17 protein-coding genes are annotated in these 14,933 nt (G+C 70.7%); 12 read left to right on the top strand and 5 right to left on the bottom strand.

Annotated features, from left to right (window positions below):
* Positions 1–36 precede the first annotated feature (36 nt).
* Positions 37–723, top strand: coding sequence for an amino acid ABC transporter ATP-binding protein (locus ACQE3L_RS06940; protein ID WP_426963108.1), 687 nt, complete (start codon positions 37–39; stop codon positions 721–723).
* Positions 723–1,646, top strand: coding sequence for an amino acid ABC transporter permease (locus ACQE3L_RS06935; RefSeq protein ID WP_426963039.1), 924 nt, complete (start codon positions 723–725; stop codon positions 1,644–1,646). Before ACQE3L_RS06940 ends, ACQE3L_RS06935 begins: the two co-directional genes overlap by 1 nt.
* 463 nt (positions 1,647–2,109) lie before the next feature.
* On the opposite strand, the gene ACQE3L_RS06930 is transcribed toward ACQE3L_RS06935, so the two are convergent.
* The gene (locus ACQE3L_RS06930; protein WP_426963037.1) at positions 2,110–3,300 is read right to left on the bottom strand and encodes an amidohydrolase family protein; all 1,191 of its coding nucleotides are present in this window, start codon (positions 3,298–3,300) and stop codon (positions 2,110–2,112) included.
* Between the two features lie 100 nt (positions 3,301–3,400).
* Complete coding sequence (locus ACQE3L_RS06925; RefSeq protein ID WP_426963036.1) at positions 3,401–4,639, bottom strand: carboxylate--amine ligase; 1,239 nt, start codon at positions 4,637–4,639, stop codon at positions 3,401–3,403.
* A gap of 120 nt (positions 4,640–4,759) precedes the next feature.
* On the opposite strand from ACQE3L_RS06925, the gene ACQE3L_RS06920 reads away from it, so the two are divergent.
* Positions 4,760–5,272 carry a DUF5813 family protein gene (locus ACQE3L_RS06920; protein WP_426963035.1) on the top strand — a complete coding sequence of 171 codons (513 nt, stop codon included), beginning with the start codon at positions 4,760–4,762 and terminating at the stop codon, positions 5,270–5,272.
* 386 nt (positions 5,273–5,658) lie between these two features.
* On the opposite strand, the gene ACQE3L_RS06915 is transcribed toward ACQE3L_RS06920, so the two are convergent.
* Both ACQE3L_RS06915 and ACQE3L_RS06910 read right to left on the bottom strand, forming a co-directional pair.
* Positions 5,659–5,889, bottom strand: a complete 231-nt coding sequence (locus tag ACQE3L_RS06915; protein WP_426963034.1) for an Lrp/AsnC family transcriptional regulator — start codon at positions 5,887–5,889, stop codon at positions 5,659–5,661.
* The gene (locus tag ACQE3L_RS06910) at positions 5,889–6,581 is read right to left on the bottom strand and encodes a potassium channel family protein (protein WP_426963033.1); all 693 of its coding nucleotides are present in this window, start codon (positions 6,579–6,581) and stop codon (positions 5,889–5,891) included. Before ACQE3L_RS06910 ends, ACQE3L_RS06915 begins: the two co-directional genes overlap by 1 nt.
* A 115-nt stretch (positions 6,582–6,696) precedes the next feature.
* On the opposite strand from ACQE3L_RS06910, the gene ACQE3L_RS06905 reads away from it, so the two are divergent.
* Together ACQE3L_RS06905 and ACQE3L_RS06900 are read left to right on the top strand one after the other, a co-directional pair.
* Positions 6,697–6,930, top strand: coding sequence for an Lrp/AsnC family transcriptional regulator (locus ACQE3L_RS06905; RefSeq protein ID WP_426963032.1), 234 nt, complete (start codon positions 6,697–6,699; stop codon positions 6,928–6,930).
* Positions 6,931–7,027: 97 nt separating this feature from the next.
* Complete coding sequence (locus tag ACQE3L_RS06900) at positions 7,028–7,348, top strand: DUF7991 family protein (RefSeq protein ID WP_426963107.1); 321 nt, start codon at positions 7,028–7,030, stop codon at positions 7,346–7,348.
* A gap of 25 nt (positions 7,349–7,373) precedes the next feature.
* On the opposite strand, the gene tmk is transcribed toward ACQE3L_RS06900, so the two are convergent.
* Positions 7,374–7,964, bottom strand: coding sequence for a dTMP kinase (gene tmk / locus ACQE3L_RS06895; RefSeq protein ID WP_426963031.1), 591 nt, complete (start codon positions 7,962–7,964; stop codon positions 7,374–7,376).
* A gap of 115 nt (positions 7,965–8,079) precedes the next feature.
* On the opposite strand from tmk, the gene ACQE3L_RS06890 reads away from it, so the two are divergent.
* The 7 genes from ACQE3L_RS06890 to thiM all read left to right on the top strand — a co-directional run bounded on the left by ACQE3L_RS06890 (position 8,080) and on the right by thiM (position 14,842).
* Positions 8,080–8,976, top strand: coding sequence for a complex I NDUFA9 subunit family protein (locus tag ACQE3L_RS06890; protein ID WP_426963030.1), 897 nt, complete (start codon positions 8,080–8,082; stop codon positions 8,974–8,976).
* 296 nt (positions 8,977–9,272) lie between these two features.
* The gene (locus tag ACQE3L_RS06885) at positions 9,273–10,451 is read left to right on the top strand and encodes a tubulin/FtsZ family protein (protein WP_426963029.1); all 1,179 of its coding nucleotides are present in this window, start codon (positions 9,273–9,275) and stop codon (positions 10,449–10,451) included.
* Between the two features lie 18 nt (positions 10,452–10,469).
* Positions 10,470–11,129: a 2-phospho-L-lactate guanylyltransferase gene (cofC, locus tag ACQE3L_RS06880; RefSeq protein WP_426963028.1), complete on the top strand. Its 660-nt coding sequence runs from the start codon at positions 10,470–10,472 to the stop codon at positions 11,127–11,129.
* Between the two features lie 76 nt (positions 11,130–11,205).
* A complete protein-coding gene (gene cofG / locus ACQE3L_RS06875; RefSeq protein ID WP_426963027.1) occupies positions 11,206–12,384 on the top strand; it encodes a 7,8-didemethyl-8-hydroxy-5-deazariboflavin synthase subunit CofG in 1,179 nt (392 codons plus the stop codon).
* A gap of 46 nt (positions 12,385–12,430) precedes the next feature.
* Entirely contained in the window at positions 12,431–13,288 is an 858-nt protein-coding gene (locus ACQE3L_RS06870; RefSeq protein WP_426963026.1) for a mechanosensitive ion channel family protein, read from the top strand.
* 71 nt (positions 13,289–13,359) lie between these two features.
* Positions 13,360–14,016, top strand: coding sequence for a thiamine phosphate synthase (thiE, locus tag ACQE3L_RS06865; RefSeq protein WP_426963025.1), 657 nt, complete (start codon positions 13,360–13,362; stop codon positions 14,014–14,016).
* The gene (thiM, locus tag ACQE3L_RS06860; RefSeq protein WP_426963024.1) at positions 14,009–14,842 is read left to right on the top strand and encodes a hydroxyethylthiazole kinase; all 834 of its coding nucleotides are present in this window, start codon (positions 14,009–14,011) and stop codon (positions 14,840–14,842) included. The genes thiE and thiM overlap by 8 nt, the downstream gene beginning before the upstream one ends.
* Positions 14,843–14,933: the final 91 nt, after the last annotated feature.

Below are 14,933 nucleotides of genomic sequence, written 5' to 3'. Positions count from 1 at the left end.
GTCGCGGACGTCTCGAAGTGGTACGGCGACGAGCAGGTGCTCGACGGCGTCTCCTTCGAGATGGCCCGCGGCGACGTGACCGTCCTGATCGGCCCCTCCGGGTCCGGTAAGTCGACGATGCTGCGCTGCGTCAACCGCCTCGCGGAGGCGCAGGAGGGCGCCATCTTCCTCGACGGCGAGGAGGTGACCGCGCCCGACGTGGACGTCGACGAACTGCGGCGGGAGGTCGGGATGGTGTTCCAGGACTTCAACCTGTTCGCGCACCTCACCGCGCTCGACAACGTCGCGCTCGGGCCCCGCCGCGTGCTCGACCTCTCCGAAGCGGAGGCGGAGGAGCGCGCGCACGCCCAACTCGAGCGCGTCGGCCTCGCCGACCAGACGGACTCCTACCCCGCGGAGCTGTCCGGGGGACAGAAGCAGCGCGTCGGCATCGCCCGCGCGCTGGCGATGGAGCCGAAGCTGATGCTGTTCGACGAGCCCACGAGCGCGCTCGACCCCGAGCTCATCGGGGAGGTGCTGGAGGTGATGCACGACCTGGTCGCGGACGGGATGACGATGCTCGTGGTGACCCACGAGATGAGCTTCGCGCGCGCGGTCGCCGACGAGATCGTCTTCCTCGATAACGGCCGCGTCGTGGAGCGCGGTCCGCCCGAACAGCTGTTCGAGAACCCCGAGATGGAGCGGACCGCCCGCTTCCTCGACCGCATCGCGAGCCACGACTGATGGCCGACACCACCCGCCCCGCGGACGTGAGCGAACCGGGAGAGGGGGTCCCCTCCGCGGGCCGCGTCCTCTTCGTCGCGGCCGGCGTCGTCTTCTGGGGCTGGCTCCTCGCGACTTGGGTGAACCGCTGGCTGGGCGGTCCCGTGGTTCCCGTCGGGGAGCCGTTCGTCGCCCCCGGAACCGTCGAGAGCGCGCTCGCTGTGGTCCCCCTGCTGTCGGCGTACGCCGGCGACCTGGCGTTCGTGACGAGCATCTCGCCGGAGGTCGCCCGCGGGCTGTGGCTCACGGTCGTGATCACGGTCGTCAGCCTCGCGGTCGGCTTCTTCATCGCCGTCCCGCTGGCGGTCGCGCGCGTCTACGGCCGCGTCACGGCGTACGTCTCGCTCGCGTACACCGAACTGCTGCGCGGGACGCCGCTCCTGGCGCAGCTGTTCGTGCTCCACTTCGGGCTGGACATGGGACAGTACGTCCCGGACGCGCTCTCGGGCGTGTTCGCGCGCAACGTCGTCTGGGTCGCGATCCTCGGGTTCGTGCTCAACGGCGCCGCCTACCAGGCGGAGTACATCCGCGGCGCCATCGAGAGCGTCGAGGAGGGGCAGCTGACGGCCGGCCGCGCCATCGGGCTTTCGAAGGCCGAGACGATCTACTACGTGGTGCTCCCGCAGGGGCTCCGCTACGCGATCCCCTCCTGGACCAACGAGTTCGTCTACCTGATCAAGTACTCCTCGCTGGCGGCGTTCATCACCGTCCCCGAGCTCTACTACCGGGCGTTCGAGATCGCCTCGGACACGTTCCGCTACCCGATGATCTTCGCGGTGACCGGCCTCGCGTACCTCTGTCTGGTGTTGACGGCCTCCGAGCTGATGGCCCGCGTCGAGGACCTGGTCGCGATCCCCGGCGTCGGCGGCGATAGAGAACGGTGAGAGGTGGGTGGCCGAGCACCGGAGTTTGACCGCTCGGTCGACGTCGGGTTTTGCGTGATCAAGCGTGCTGCTTCGCTTATCGGTACCAGCCAGACAGCCTTCGACCGGCCTCGTCCTTTCAGTCCACCAGGACGTGGTTTGCGGAACAGGTCGTTGCGAGCAGTTGCTCGGTGGGTCTCTGTTCCGGCTGTCGAGTCAAGCGTAGCCTCACGCCTCCCCAGCCTCAGCCGGCCGCGGCCTCCGCGGTGCTCCGGCCACGGCCGGGTTTCCCTCGCGCGCGTCGGGGTCACGCGCGCCAAGTGTGGGACAGCCGGCGAGGCGACGTGTCGAAGAACGAGCGATCACGCTGCACTCACGGCGGGAGTTGCGCCTCATCTGTGAAAAACGTCCGTTCGGCGGCGGTGCGGTGCTGTTGCGGTGCGGTGCTGTTGCGGTTGGCGCGCGCCGCGGCGACCGCGACGACCTACCAGGCGTATTCTTCCCGCGGGTCGACCGCGTCCCGCTCGCGGTCGAAGACGTGCTCGCCGTCGACGAACACGTGCTGGGTGCGGCTGCCGTTCTCGTGGAAGACGCCGTCCCAGACGGCCACGTCCGCGTCCGTCCCCTCCTCGAGGGTGCCGACGCGGTCGTCGATGCCGAGGATCTCGGCCGGAACGCGGGTGACGGCCTCCAGGGCCGCGCTCTCGGGGAACCCCTCTCGGACCGCGAGTCCGACGCACACGTCGAGGTGGTGCTGCGGGACGACGGGCGCGTCGGTCTGGATGGCCACGTCGACGCCGGCCTCGTGGAGGATCGCGGGCGTCTCGAAGGTGATGTTCCGGAGCTCGTACTTCGCACCGGAGTAGAGCGACGGGCCGACGACCGCGGGGACGTCGCGCTCGGCGAACTCCTCGGCGACCAGGTGGCCCTCGGTGGCGTGCTCGATGGAGAGGTTCTCGACCCCGAACTCCTCGGCGATCCGGAAGACGGTCATGATGTCGTCCGAGCGGTGGGCGTGGACGCGGAGCGGGAGCCCCTCGGTGAGCACGCGGGCGAGGTTCTCCATGCCGAGGTCGCGCTCGAACGGTTCGCCCTCGTTGCGGGCGTGTTCGCGGCGGTCGACGTAGTCCTCCGCGTCCATCAGCGCCTGCCGAAGCGTCGCGGCGACGCCCGGTCGCGTCGCGGGCTGGCGGCCCTGCTCCTCGCCGTGGAAGCGCTTCGGGTTCTCGCCCATCGCGGCCTTCATGCCGTCCTCGCGGATCAGCATCCCGTCGGCGGTGCGGCCGTACGTCTTCATCGAGCAGATGACGCCGCCGACGACGTTGCCCGACCCCATCCGCGCGGAGACGGCGGTGACGCCGTTCTGGAAGGCGTGTTTGAGCTCCTCGTCGCGCGGGTGGAAGCCGTCGAGCGCGGAGACGTGCGGCGTTACCGCGTCGGTTCCCTCGTTGATGTCGCCGTCCTCCGGTTCGCCCCACTCGGCCATGCCGGCGTGGCTGTGCGCGTCGACCAGTCCGGGCGTGACGTGGGCGCCGGCCACGTCGATCTCGGTCGCGTCCGCGGGCGCGTCCACGTCGCCGACCGCCGCGACCTCGCCGTCCGCGATCAGGAGGTCGCCCTCGACCGTCCCGGTCTCGGTCGCCGTGTGGATCAGCCCGTTCGTCAGGAGATACATACCCGACACTGCCGGGCGGGGACACAAAACGTTCCGGTCGGGGCCGGCACGGCCGGTTCCGGTTCGACCCGAGGGGCCGGACCCGCGCCCCGCGACCGCCTCAGCAGGAGCAGTAGTACTCGCGGTCGGTGAACTCCGTCTCGATGAGCTTCGCGGCCGGGTCGGGGTCGGAGGGACGGTAGACGCCGGTCGTGAGCGTCCCGGACTCCTCGAACCCGCCGGACAAAAGCGATGCCCAGTCGGTCGTCGAGAGGACGTCCCAGAAGGCGTCGTCCGTGGCCAGCAGCGAGAGGTAGTCGCGCAGGTAGACCCAGCGCGCGTCCTCGATCCCCTCGGACTCGTAGGTCGCGTCGGTGACCGCCGCGTACGCCGCCATCGGGAGGTTCGCGCCCGCTGCGACGGGCATGGAGATCCACTTCCACGGGCGCGTGTTCACGTCGAGCAGGAGGTACTCCTCGCGGTCGGCGTCGTAGACGAACTCGGCCTCGCTGATGCCGTAGTAGTCCGCCTCGTCGAGGACCGACAGCGCCCGGTCGCGCAGTGTCGGGTCCTCGACGCGCTCGACCAGACACGAGGTGCCGAACGACCGCGGGAAGCGGACGCGGGCGTTGCCGACGACCGCCAGCGCGTCCTCGACGCCCGAGGGCGGGACGTACGACGCCAGCGATCGGTCCTCGCCGGTCGCGACGTTCACGCGCTTCTGGGCCATCACCTCGACTCCTTCGGCCTCGGCGGCCTCGACCACGTCCGCGAACTCCTCGCGGTCCGCGACCTCGATCACGTTCGTGCCGAACGCCTCCTCGAACTCGCGTTTGAGCGCCGGCTTGACGACGAGCGGGAAGCCGAGCGCCTCGGCGGCCTCGTCGACGCTCGTCTCGGAGAGGCGGTGCGTCTCCGGATACGGAACGCCCAGCTCCTCGCACGTCGCGTAGAGCCGGGACTTGTTCAGAACCGCGTCGAGCACGTCGGAGTCGGCGAACGGGAGCCGCACTCCCTCGGGCTCCGCGGCCGCGTACGACAGCGCCCACTCGTCCATGCAGCCGAACGCGACGACCTCACGGCCGACCGCGTCGACCACCGCCTCCACGTCCTCGCGGAAGCCCTCGAGGTCGTCCAGTGGGAACGTCACCTCGCCGGCGAAGTCGATCGCGTCCGACGGCGGCGCGACGCCGTCGCCGTTCCTGTCCAGCGCGATCACGGGCACGCCGTGCTCCGAGAGCGCCCGGGCGACGCTCAGACCGGTGATGTGCGCGTTGCTGACGAGCGCCGGCGGTCGGTCGAAGGTGACTCCCTCCAACTCGTCGCGGAGGGCCGCCGTCGAAAGAAACTCCTCTGCCATGGCCCAACTTGGCCGTCGCCGCCCAAAAGCGCACCAGATCCGGACACCCCTGCCACCGTCGGTGACGGCCGACGAGTCGCGGCGCGACGCCCTTTTGAGCGCCGACGCCCTTCCTGAGGTATGAGCGACACGACAGGTGCGCCCGACCGGGCCCGACGGGCCTTCTCCGACCACGGCTCCTTCGAGGCGGCCGGCGAAGGCGACCGCTACGTCTCCACGAGCACCGCGTTCGACGGCGCCGTGACGCCGGCCGCGGCCGAGGACGGCCGGATCCGCTTCGACGTGACCGTCACCGTGCCGACGCTCGGCGCGGCCGCGGCCGATCACGTCGCGGACGTCGTCGAGGACGGCTGGTTCGACACCTTCGCGCAGCGGGTCGCCGATGTGGGCGGGGTCACTCGCAAGTCGCGCGAGTTCGACGTGGACGTGACGCGGCACGAGGAGACGGTCGTCGTGGAGACGTCGCTGGTCGACATCAACGAGGGGCGCGGCGTCGACGACGCGGCGGCCGTCATCGACTTCGTCGAGGGGACCTACGTGCAGGGGATCGTTCCGGGCTACGAGTACGAGGGCCCGGCCGCGTCGCTGCTGTCGAAGGCGCGCCGTCAGGGACAGGCCGGCGGCGCGCCGTAAGACGGGGAGCGCGTTTCCGCACGAGTGCGCGGACGGACGTGGGAGCTCACAGCTGACGGAATGGCGAACAGGCGGCGGGACGCCCCGCGTCTCCGCGGCGCGGCGGCTCCGGGTCGGGTCGCCGCACGACCGCCTCGTTCGACCCGGGCGAACGGTCAGAGCACGCGCCGTCTGGCGCGGCATGGGTCAAAAGGGTACGCCGACCCGTCGCCCCCGGGTACAGAGCGCGTCCGCGCTCGGGCGAGGCGCATTTGGGCGAGACGCGTTCGGGCGAGGCGCATTTGGGCGAGACGCGTTCGGGCGAGGCGCATTTGGGCGAGACGCGTTCGGGCGAGGCGCATTTGGGCGAGACGCGTTCGGGCGAGCCACGCTCGGGCGAGGCGCGATCAGTCCATCGCGATGTACGTCTGCGTGTTCTCGACGCCGCTGATGCCCTGAATGCCGGTCGCGGCCACCTCCTTGACCGCGCCCGGCGAGTCCACGTTCACCTTCACGACGAAGTCCACGTCGCCCGCGACGACGTGGACCTCCTCGACGCCGTCGAGGTCGCTCATCGACGCCTTCAGCCGGTCCGCCTCGCCGGTGTTCACCTTCACCATCACGTAGGCGACGACCATCAGGCCTCACCTCCCGTCACCGAGGTGACCGCGTCCGCGTCGCCGACGAGGAGCTGGCGCACCTCGTCCAGCACGGAGAAGTCCGCGAGGACGGCCACGCGGTCGCCCACCTCCAGCGAGTCGTCCGCGAGGGGCACGCCGAGCGGGTCGTCGCCCTTCCCGAACGCGAGGATCCGCGCCTCGGCGGGGAGCGCGACCTCCGAGAGCGTGTAGCCGGCCATCGGCGACTGGTCGGTGACGGTGAACAGGAGCACCTGCAGGCTCTGGGCGATGTCGGCGATCGCCTGCACGTTGCCGCCGAGCAGGGCGTTCTTCGCGCCGATGGCGCCGAGCCGCTCGGGATAGACGATCTCGTCGACGTCCGATGCGTACTTCTGGTAGATCTCCTCGCGGTAGTCCTCGTCGATGCGCATCACGGTCCGACAGCCGTGATGTTTCCCGATCATGCAGGCGGCGAAGTTGACGTTGAGGTCGCCCGTGAGCGCGCCGAGCGCGTCCGCATCGTCGATTCCCGCGCTCTCCAGCGTGTCCTCGCGGGCGCCGTCGCCGACGACCACCTCGAAGCCCGCCGACTCCGCCCGCTCGGCGGTCTCGGGGTCGAACTCGACGACGGTGACCTCGTGGTCCTCCTCGCGCAGGACTCGCGCGGTACGGAGGCCGACCCGCCCGGCTCCGACGATGACGTACTTCATGGAGTATGGTAACGACCCCCTCGACAATAACCGTGTCCCCGGTGAGCCGGGGTTCCGCCGACACGGTGTCCCCGACGGGGGGAACGCTTTTGAGCATTGTGAGAGAAGAGCACGCATGGTTCACGCGTACGTGCTGGTCAAGGCGGACGTGGGCGCGGCCGCCGACCTCGTGGAGACGATCCGCGGGGTCGACGCGGTCGCGGAGGCGCACGTCGTCGCGGGCGACTGGGACCTGATCGCCGAGGTCGACGCGCCGGAGGTGTACGACGTGCTCTCGACGGTCTCGGAGCAGGTCGGGCGCCTCGACGGCGTCGTGGACACGAAGACGTACGTCTCCATGGAGGAGTAGCCCGGCTTCGCGGCCGGCGCGGGGCCGGACCGAGTCGCACGAAGGAACGGCGCGACGAAGCCGACAGGGGGAAATGCGCCGCGCCCGTAACGCGCTCATGGCCTCGGTGCTTCAGGTCGTCCTCCTCGTCGGACTCGTGGCGGCGCACACGCTGGCCGCCGCGGTGATGACCCGCTTCTTCCGGCTGCAGCTGGAGACCGACTGGGGGACGGCGATATACGCCGTGACGCTCGTTCCGATCGTCTTGCTCGTGTCCACGCTGGTCTTCACGGGGCCGTTCGGGATCGGCGTCGATCTGGGGAGTTCGGGCGCGGTCTTCGCGGTCCTCGTGTTCATCCCGGGCGCGCTGGGCGCGGCCGTGGACTTCCTCTACGTCGAACCGCCGGAGGAGTACGAACTGCCCGACGTGGAGTCGTAGTCCCGCAGTTTCGGCGGCCCTGCGCCTACCCGTCCGCGAGCGCGTCGGCGACCACGCGCTCGACGCGGTCGATCACCTCCTCGGGCGACCGCGTGGCGTCGACGCGAACGAACCGACCCGGCTCCGCCTTGATCAGTCGCTCGTAGTTGGCCTGCACCGTCGAGAGGTACTCGCGCTGCTCGAACTTGTTCGTCGCGCCCGACCGCTCGGCCGCGCGCTTCGCGTCGAGATCGAGGTAGATCGTCAGGTCCGGCTTCCGAGAGAACGCCTGATGGATGCCGCGGACGTACTCCAGCGGGCGTTCGATCCCCGACTCCGCGAGCGACGCCGCCTGGTACGCGAACCGCGAGTCGGAGTAGCGGTCGGAGATCACCAGCTTCCCATCCGCGATCGCCGGACGGACCGTCTCCGAGAGATGGGCCGCGTGGTCGGCGGTGTAGAGGAACAGCTCCGCGAGGGGGTCGGCCGCGTCGTCCTCGATCGAGCGGTAGACCGCCTCACCGTACCAGGTGTCCGTCGGCTCGCGGGTGAACACCGCCTCCGGGTGCGAGGCGTGAAGCGCCTCCCACACGGTGGTCTTGCCGCTCCCGTCGAGCCCCTCCAGCGTGATCAGCATATCCGTCTCTCGCGGGGCGGCCCCCATAATCGGGTCGGTTCGGCGGTCGCTTGCGGGTCGGTTCGGCGGCCGTCCCCGCGGTAGGTTTACGGCGAGTCCGCCCCAACGCGAGTGCATGCAGGTGCTCGTAGCCGGCGGCACGGGATTCATCGGGTCGTACCTCTGTCGCGAACTCCTCGACCGGGGCCACGAGGTGACCGCGCTGGCGCGCTCGGCGGAGGGTGCGCCCGAGGGCGTCGACGTCGCGGTCGGTGACGTGACCGACCCGGAGACACTCGACGAGGCGGTCGCCGGCCACGACGCGGTGGTGAACCTCGTCGCCCTCTCGCCGCTGTTCGAGCCGTCGGGCGGCAACGAGATGCACGACCGCGTCCACCGCGCCGGGACGGAGAACCTCCTCCGCGCCGCCGAGGAGGCGGGCGCCGACCGCTTCCTCCAGATGAGCGCGCTGGGGGCGGACCCGGACGGCGACACCGCCTACATCCGCGCGAAGGGGGCGGCCGAGACCGCCGTCCGCGCGAGCGACCTCGACTGGACGATCTTCCGGCCGTCCGTGGTGTTCGGCGACGGCGGCGAGTTCGTCTCGTTCACCACGCGGCTGAAGGAGCTGTTCGCGCCCGGCGTTCCGGTGTATCCGCTGCCGGGCGGCGGCCGCACCCGGTTCCAGCCCATCCACGTGGAGGACCTCGCCCCGATGCTCGCGGACGGCGTCGAGAAGGACGAACACGTCGGCGAGACGTACGAGGTGGGCGGCCCGGAGGAGTTGACGCTCCGCGAGATCACGGACCTCGTCTACGAGGCCGAGGGAACGGGGATCAGCATCCTCCCGCTCCCGATGCCGATGGCCAAACTCGGCCTGACGGTTCTCGGCGCGATCCCCGGGTTCCCGATGGGTCCCGATCAGTACCGGTCGCTGAAGTTCGATAACACGACCGACGACAACGACATCGGGGCCTTCGGCGTCGACGAGGACGACCTCACGACGCTCGGCGAGTACCTCGGCGTCGCGTAGCGGTCGCGCCCGGTCCGCGACCGCTCGTCGACCGCCCGTCGCCGAGCGACCACGCCGCGCGCCCGTCAGACAACGACCGTGATCGGGGCGTGATCCGCCCGAGACGGGGGGTCTCTGGGATGCCATACCGTCCTCGGTCCCCGTCAACGCCTCCCTACTGCCACTCTCACGCCGTGATAATCGGGCCTTTCCGGGCGTCTAGACGGCCATATTGCCCGAATACGCCGATTTGAGCCATCACAAGGTTTATATCCGCGATCCTACTGTGCTTCCTTCAAAGACCATCAGGGGACATCATGAAACTGGCAATGATCGGATTCGGACAGGCGGGGGGCAAAATCGTCGACAAGTTCCTGGAGTACGACAAGCGGACCGGTTCCGAGATCGTCCGCGCCGCGGCCGCGGTCAACACCGCGAAGGCGGACCTCATGGGCCTCGAGCACATCCCGGAGGACCAGCGCGTACTTATCGGCCAGTCGCGGGTGAAGGGCCACGGCGTCGGCGCGGACAACGAACTCGGCGCGGAGATCGCCGAGGAGGACATCGACGAGGTGCAGGGCGCCATCGACTCGATCCCGGTCCACGAGGTGGACGCGTTCCTCGTCGTCGCCGGGCTCGGCGGCGGGACCGGTTCCGGCGGCGCGCCGGTACTGGCCAAGCACCTCAAGCGCATCTACACCGAGCCGGTGTACGGACTCGGCGTGCTCCCCGGTAGCGACGAGGGGGGCATCTACACGCTCAACGCGGCGCGCTCGTTCCAGACGTTCGTCCGTGAGGTGGACAACCTCATGGTGTTCGACAACGACGCGTGGCGGAAGACGGGCGAGTCCGTGCAGGGCGGCTACGAGGAGATCAACGAGGAGATCGTCCGGCGGTTCGGCATCCTGTTCGGCGCCGGCGAGATCCAGCAGGGGCAGGAGGTCGCCGAGTCCGTCGTCGACTCCTCCGAGATCATCAACACCCTCTCCGGCGGCGGCGTCTCCACCGTCGGCTTCGCGGAGGAGGAAGTCGAGGAACAGAGCTCCAGCGGGCTTCTCTCGCGGCTTCGCGGCGGGGAGGGGGACGAGGAACTCGACACGGCGCACACCACCAACCGAATCACCAGCCTCGTGCGCAAGGCCGCGCTCGGCCGGCTCACCCTCCCGTGTGAGATCGAGGGCGCCGAGCGGGCGCTGCTCGTGATGGCTGGCCCGCCGCAGTACCTCAACCGGAAGGGGATCGAGCGCGGCCGGAAGTGGCTCGAGGAGCAGACCGGCTCGATGGAGGTCCGCGGCGGGGACTACCCCTACCGCGGCGCGGGCTTCGTCGCGGCGGTCATCCTGCTCGCGGGCGTGACCAACGTCCCGCGCATCAAGGAGCTCCAGCAGGTCGCCATCGAGGCCCAGGACAACCTCGAGGAGATCCGCGAGGAGAGCGACGACAACCTCGAGACCCTCGTCAACGACGACGAGGACGAACTCGAGTCGCTGTTCTAAGGCCCGGGTTCCCCGCCCGTGGACGTTTTCCTCCCGTTTTCGACCGACCGCCCCAAGAGCCGGCTGGCCGACACGCTGACGCCGACCGAGCGTGAGTCGTTCGCCCACGCGATGCTGGCGGACGTGCTCGACGCGGTGGCGGCCGCGGGCGGCGATCCCCACCTCCTCGCCACGGCGCCGCTCGACCGCGACCGCGTACCCTCACCGGCTGGCGCCGACGTATCGGTCACGGTCGACGACCGCGCACTCACGCCGGCGGTGAACGCGGTGCTGCCGGACGCTCCCGGCGACGGTCCGGTCGCGGTCGTCGTCAGCGACCTCGCGCTGGCGACGCCCGACGCGGTCGAACGCCTGTTCGACGCGGCGCCCGACGGCGGCGTGGCGATGGCGCCCGGTCGCGGCGGCGGGACGAACGCGCTCGTCGTCGCCGACCCCGCCTTTCGGGTCGACTACCACGGCGCCTCCTGTCGCGACCACCGGCGGATCGCCGGCGAGGCCGGCGCGGACCTGCGGGAGGTCGACTCCCGTCGGCTCGCGACGGACGTCGACGAGCGCACGGACCTGGCCGAGGTGCTGCTCCACGGGGAAGGCGCCGCCCGCGACTGGCTCGTCGACGCGGGGTTCGAACTCAGGATCGACGGCGGCCGCGTCGGCGTGGATCGCGCCGACGACCGGTAGCCGACCGACCTCGGTCCGCTCGCCCGCGCGTGCCGGGACTGATACGCTTTTGAGGGTCGCCCGACGAGGTGGGGGCGTGTTCGAGGGCGTCGACGCGTACGACATCGATATCTCGGTCGACGGGGAGGCCGTCGAGCGGTTGCTGGCGGTCGGCCCCGGCGACGTCGAGGCCGCCGACGCGCTCACCTTCTCGCGGAACGTCTTCATCCCGCTGACGACGGCCTGCCGGTACACCTGCACGTACTGCACCTACTACGACGTCCCCGGCGAGGCGAGCCTGATGAGCCCGGAGGAGGTCCGCGAGCAGTGCCGGATCGGCGCCGACGCCGGCTGCACGGAGGCGCTTTTCACCTTCGGCGACGACCCCGACGACCGCTACACCGCGATCCACGACCAGCTGGACGCGTGGGGGTTCGACTCGATCCACGACTACCTCTACCGCGCCTGCGAGATCGCCCTGGAGGAGGGGCTGCTCCCCCACTCGAACCCCGGCGACTGCACCGAGGAGCAGTTCGCCGACCTCCGCGAGGTGAACGCCTCGATGGGCGTGATGCTGGAGACGACCGCGGACGTCGCCGCCCACAGCGGCGGCCGCCGGAAGACGCCGGGCCAACGCCTCAACACGATCCGGGCGGCGGGCCGGCAGGGGATCCCCTTCACGACCGGAATCTTGGTGGGGATCGGCGAGACGCCCCGCGACCGCGCGGAGAGCCTGCTGGCGATCCGCGACCTCCACGAGCGCTACGGGCACGTACAGGAGGTGATCGTGCAGAACGTCGTGCCGAACGAGCGATCGGACTTCGCGAAGCCCGACCTCGACACGATGCGACGGACGGTCGCGATGGCACGGGCGGCGCTCCCGGAGGCGGTGTCGGTGCAGGTGCCGCCGAACCTCTCGCCGGCCGCGGAGCTGGTCGACTGCGGCATCGACGACCTCGGCGGCGTCTCCCCCGTGACGGACGACTACATCAACCCCGAGTACGAGTGGCCGGCGATCCACGAGCTTCGGGACGTGGCCGACGCCGGCGGCGTGCCGCTCCACGAGCGGCTCCCGACCTACGACCGCTACCTCCCGGCGGACCTGCGACGGGACGAGGCCGACACGGCTCCCTCGCCTGCGGCCGCGGGTCGGGACGAGTGGGTCCCCGGATCGGTTCGCGATCGGATCGAGCGCGACGACCCGCACGGCCGCCGACTCCGCGCGGTCGCCGCCCGCGACGCACCGCTCCCGGTCCGTCCGAGACCGACCGACTGATGTCGCTGCCACCAGACTCTTTATAAATGCGTCCTACCCTCTCGGTATGGTGTCACTCCTGCAGCTCGGTGCCGTACTGGACGCCGTCGACCTCGGGTCGATAGCCGTCTCGGCGGCGCTGTTCGTCGCCGGGTTCGTCGTCGTCTACCTGCTCGGCATGGCGCTGTTCGTGCCGGCGGTTCGGCGGCTGCTCGGTTCGAAGGGCTTCGACGAGGCGGTTCGCAGCCTCGCGACGAGCGTCGCGCGGGCGGTCGTCTGGGTGGGCGCGGTCGCGATCGCGTTCACCGTCGCCGGCTTCGGCGCGTTCCTGTCGGCGTTCGCGGTGTTCGGCGGCGCGATCGCGCTCGCGATCGGCTTCGCCGCGCAGGACCTGCTCGGCAACTTCGTCGCCGGCGTCTTCATCCTGAAGGACAAGCCGTTCGAGGTCGGCGACTGGATCGAGTGGGACGGCAACGCCGGCCGCGTCGAGGACATCGACCTGCGCGTCACCCGCGTCCGCACGTTCGACAACGAGCGGGTCACAGTCCCGAACGGCGACCTCGCTAACGACGCCGTGACGAATCCGGTCGCCTACGAGACGCTGCGCCAGAAGTTCGTCTTCGGCATCGGCTACGAGGACGACATCGACGCCGCGACGGACATCATCATCGAGGAGGCCGAGGCCCACGCCGACATCCTCGACGACCCCGGGCCGTCCGTCCGACTGGTCGAACTCGGCGACTCCGCGGTCGGCCTCCAGTCGCGCTGGTGGATCGAGGACCCGGATCGCGGCGACTTCGTCCAGGTGCGTTCCGAGTACGTGCAGCGTGTCAAGGAGCGGTTCGACGCCGCGGGCATCGACATGCCGTACGTGCACCGCGAACTCACCGGCAGCGTCGAGGTCCTCGAGCGCGCCGCGGAGTGACGAGCGGCGGCTTCCGCCCCACTTCGAGCGGAGCGGAAGTTCCAAGCTCGACAATCGGGTAGTACCACCTGATGAACCCTACGGACTGGCGAACGTACCTGGTGACGCAACGCTCCCTCTCGTCGGGTCGAACGACGGAGGCGGTCGTGGAGGCGGCGCTGGACGGCGGCGTCGACGTCGTCCAACTGCGCGAGAAGGACGCGGACGCGCGAACGCGCTACCGGCTGGGCCGACGGCTCCGCGAACTGACCGCCGCGGCCGAGGCCGACCTGATCGTCAACGACCGCGTCGACCTCGCCGCGGCGCTCGACGCGGACGGCGTCCACCTCGGCCAGTCGGACCTGCCGGTCGAGGTCGCACGGGAGCGACTCGGCGACGACGCCGTCGTCGGCTGTTCGACCTCGACGGTCGAAGAAGCCGAGGCCGCGGTCGCCGCGGGCGCGGACTACCTCGGCGTCGGCGCGGTCTACGGCACGTCGTCGAAGGACGTCGCGGACGCGAAGGACGGCGTCGGTCCCGAGAGAGTCGGCGAGATCGCGCGCGCGGTCGACGTCCCCGTGGTCGGTATCGGCGGCATCGACGCCTCGAACGCGGCGCCGGTCGTCGAGGCCGGCGCGAGTTCTGTGGCCGTCATCACCGCGATCACGGGCGCAGACGATCCCGCGGCCGCCGCTCGCGACCTGCGTGAGGCCGTCACAGCTGCTCACGGGGGGCGTGGCGATGACTGATCCGACCGACGGACCGGTCGCCGCGACGCTGGCGGCGGTCGCGGACGAGGGGCCGCTCGTCCAGCACCTCACCAACGAGGTGACGATGAGTGAGACGGCCAACGTCACGCTCCACTGGAACGCGCTGCCGGTGATGGCTGACGCGCCGAGCGAGGCGGCGGAGATGGCCACCGGCGCGGACGCGGTGCTCCTCAACACCGGTCGCGCGACGGCCGACGAGGTGGACGCGATGGTCGAGGCCGGAGCAGCCGCTAACGACGCCGGGACGCCGGTCGTTCTCGATCCGGTCGGCTACGGCGCGACGAGCCATCGAGTCTCGTCGGTCGGACGCATCCTCGACGCGATCGCCGTCGACGCGATCAAGGGAAACGCGGGCGAGATCGGCGGATTGGCGGCCGAGCTGGTCGGAACCGACGCGACGGCGGAGATGCGGGGCGTCGAGTCGGTCGGGACGGAGACCGACCTCGCCGACGCGGCGCGAGCGCTGGCGACGGAGACGGGAGCCGTCGTCCTCGCCTCCGGTGCGGTCGACGTGGTCGCGGACGCGACGGCGGCGTACGCCGTCCGGGCCGGCCACGAGCGGATGGGGACGTTCGTCGGCTCGGGCTGCATGCTCGGGAGCACGGTCGCCGCTTTCGCCGCGGTCGCGCCGCCGCTGCGGGCGGCCGTTCACGCGAGTGCGGTCTACGGATTGGCGGGCGAGCGCGCGGCCGCCGAGGCGAGCGACGGACCGGCGACCTACCGCACGGCGTTCATGGACACCGTCGCCGCGGTCGCGGATGATCGTCCCGCGGTCGATCTCGACGAGCGAATCGAGCGCGCGTGAGGCGAACAGGCGGCGCGTCGACGAACCCGGGCCGGCGCGCCGCGCTCCCGCCGTGACCGACCCGGGCGAGCCCTCAGGTCACGGCGGCGGC

Origin of the sequence: Haloparvum alkalitolerans, from assembly GCF_050122995.1 — an archaeon.
GTDB classification, from domain to species: Archaea; Halobacteriota; Halobacteria; order Halobacteriales; family Haloferacaceae; genus Haloparvum; species Haloparvum alkalitolerans.
The sequence above is the reverse complement of the archived record's forward strand: the minus strand, read 5'-3'. Positions and strand labels throughout refer to the sequence as shown.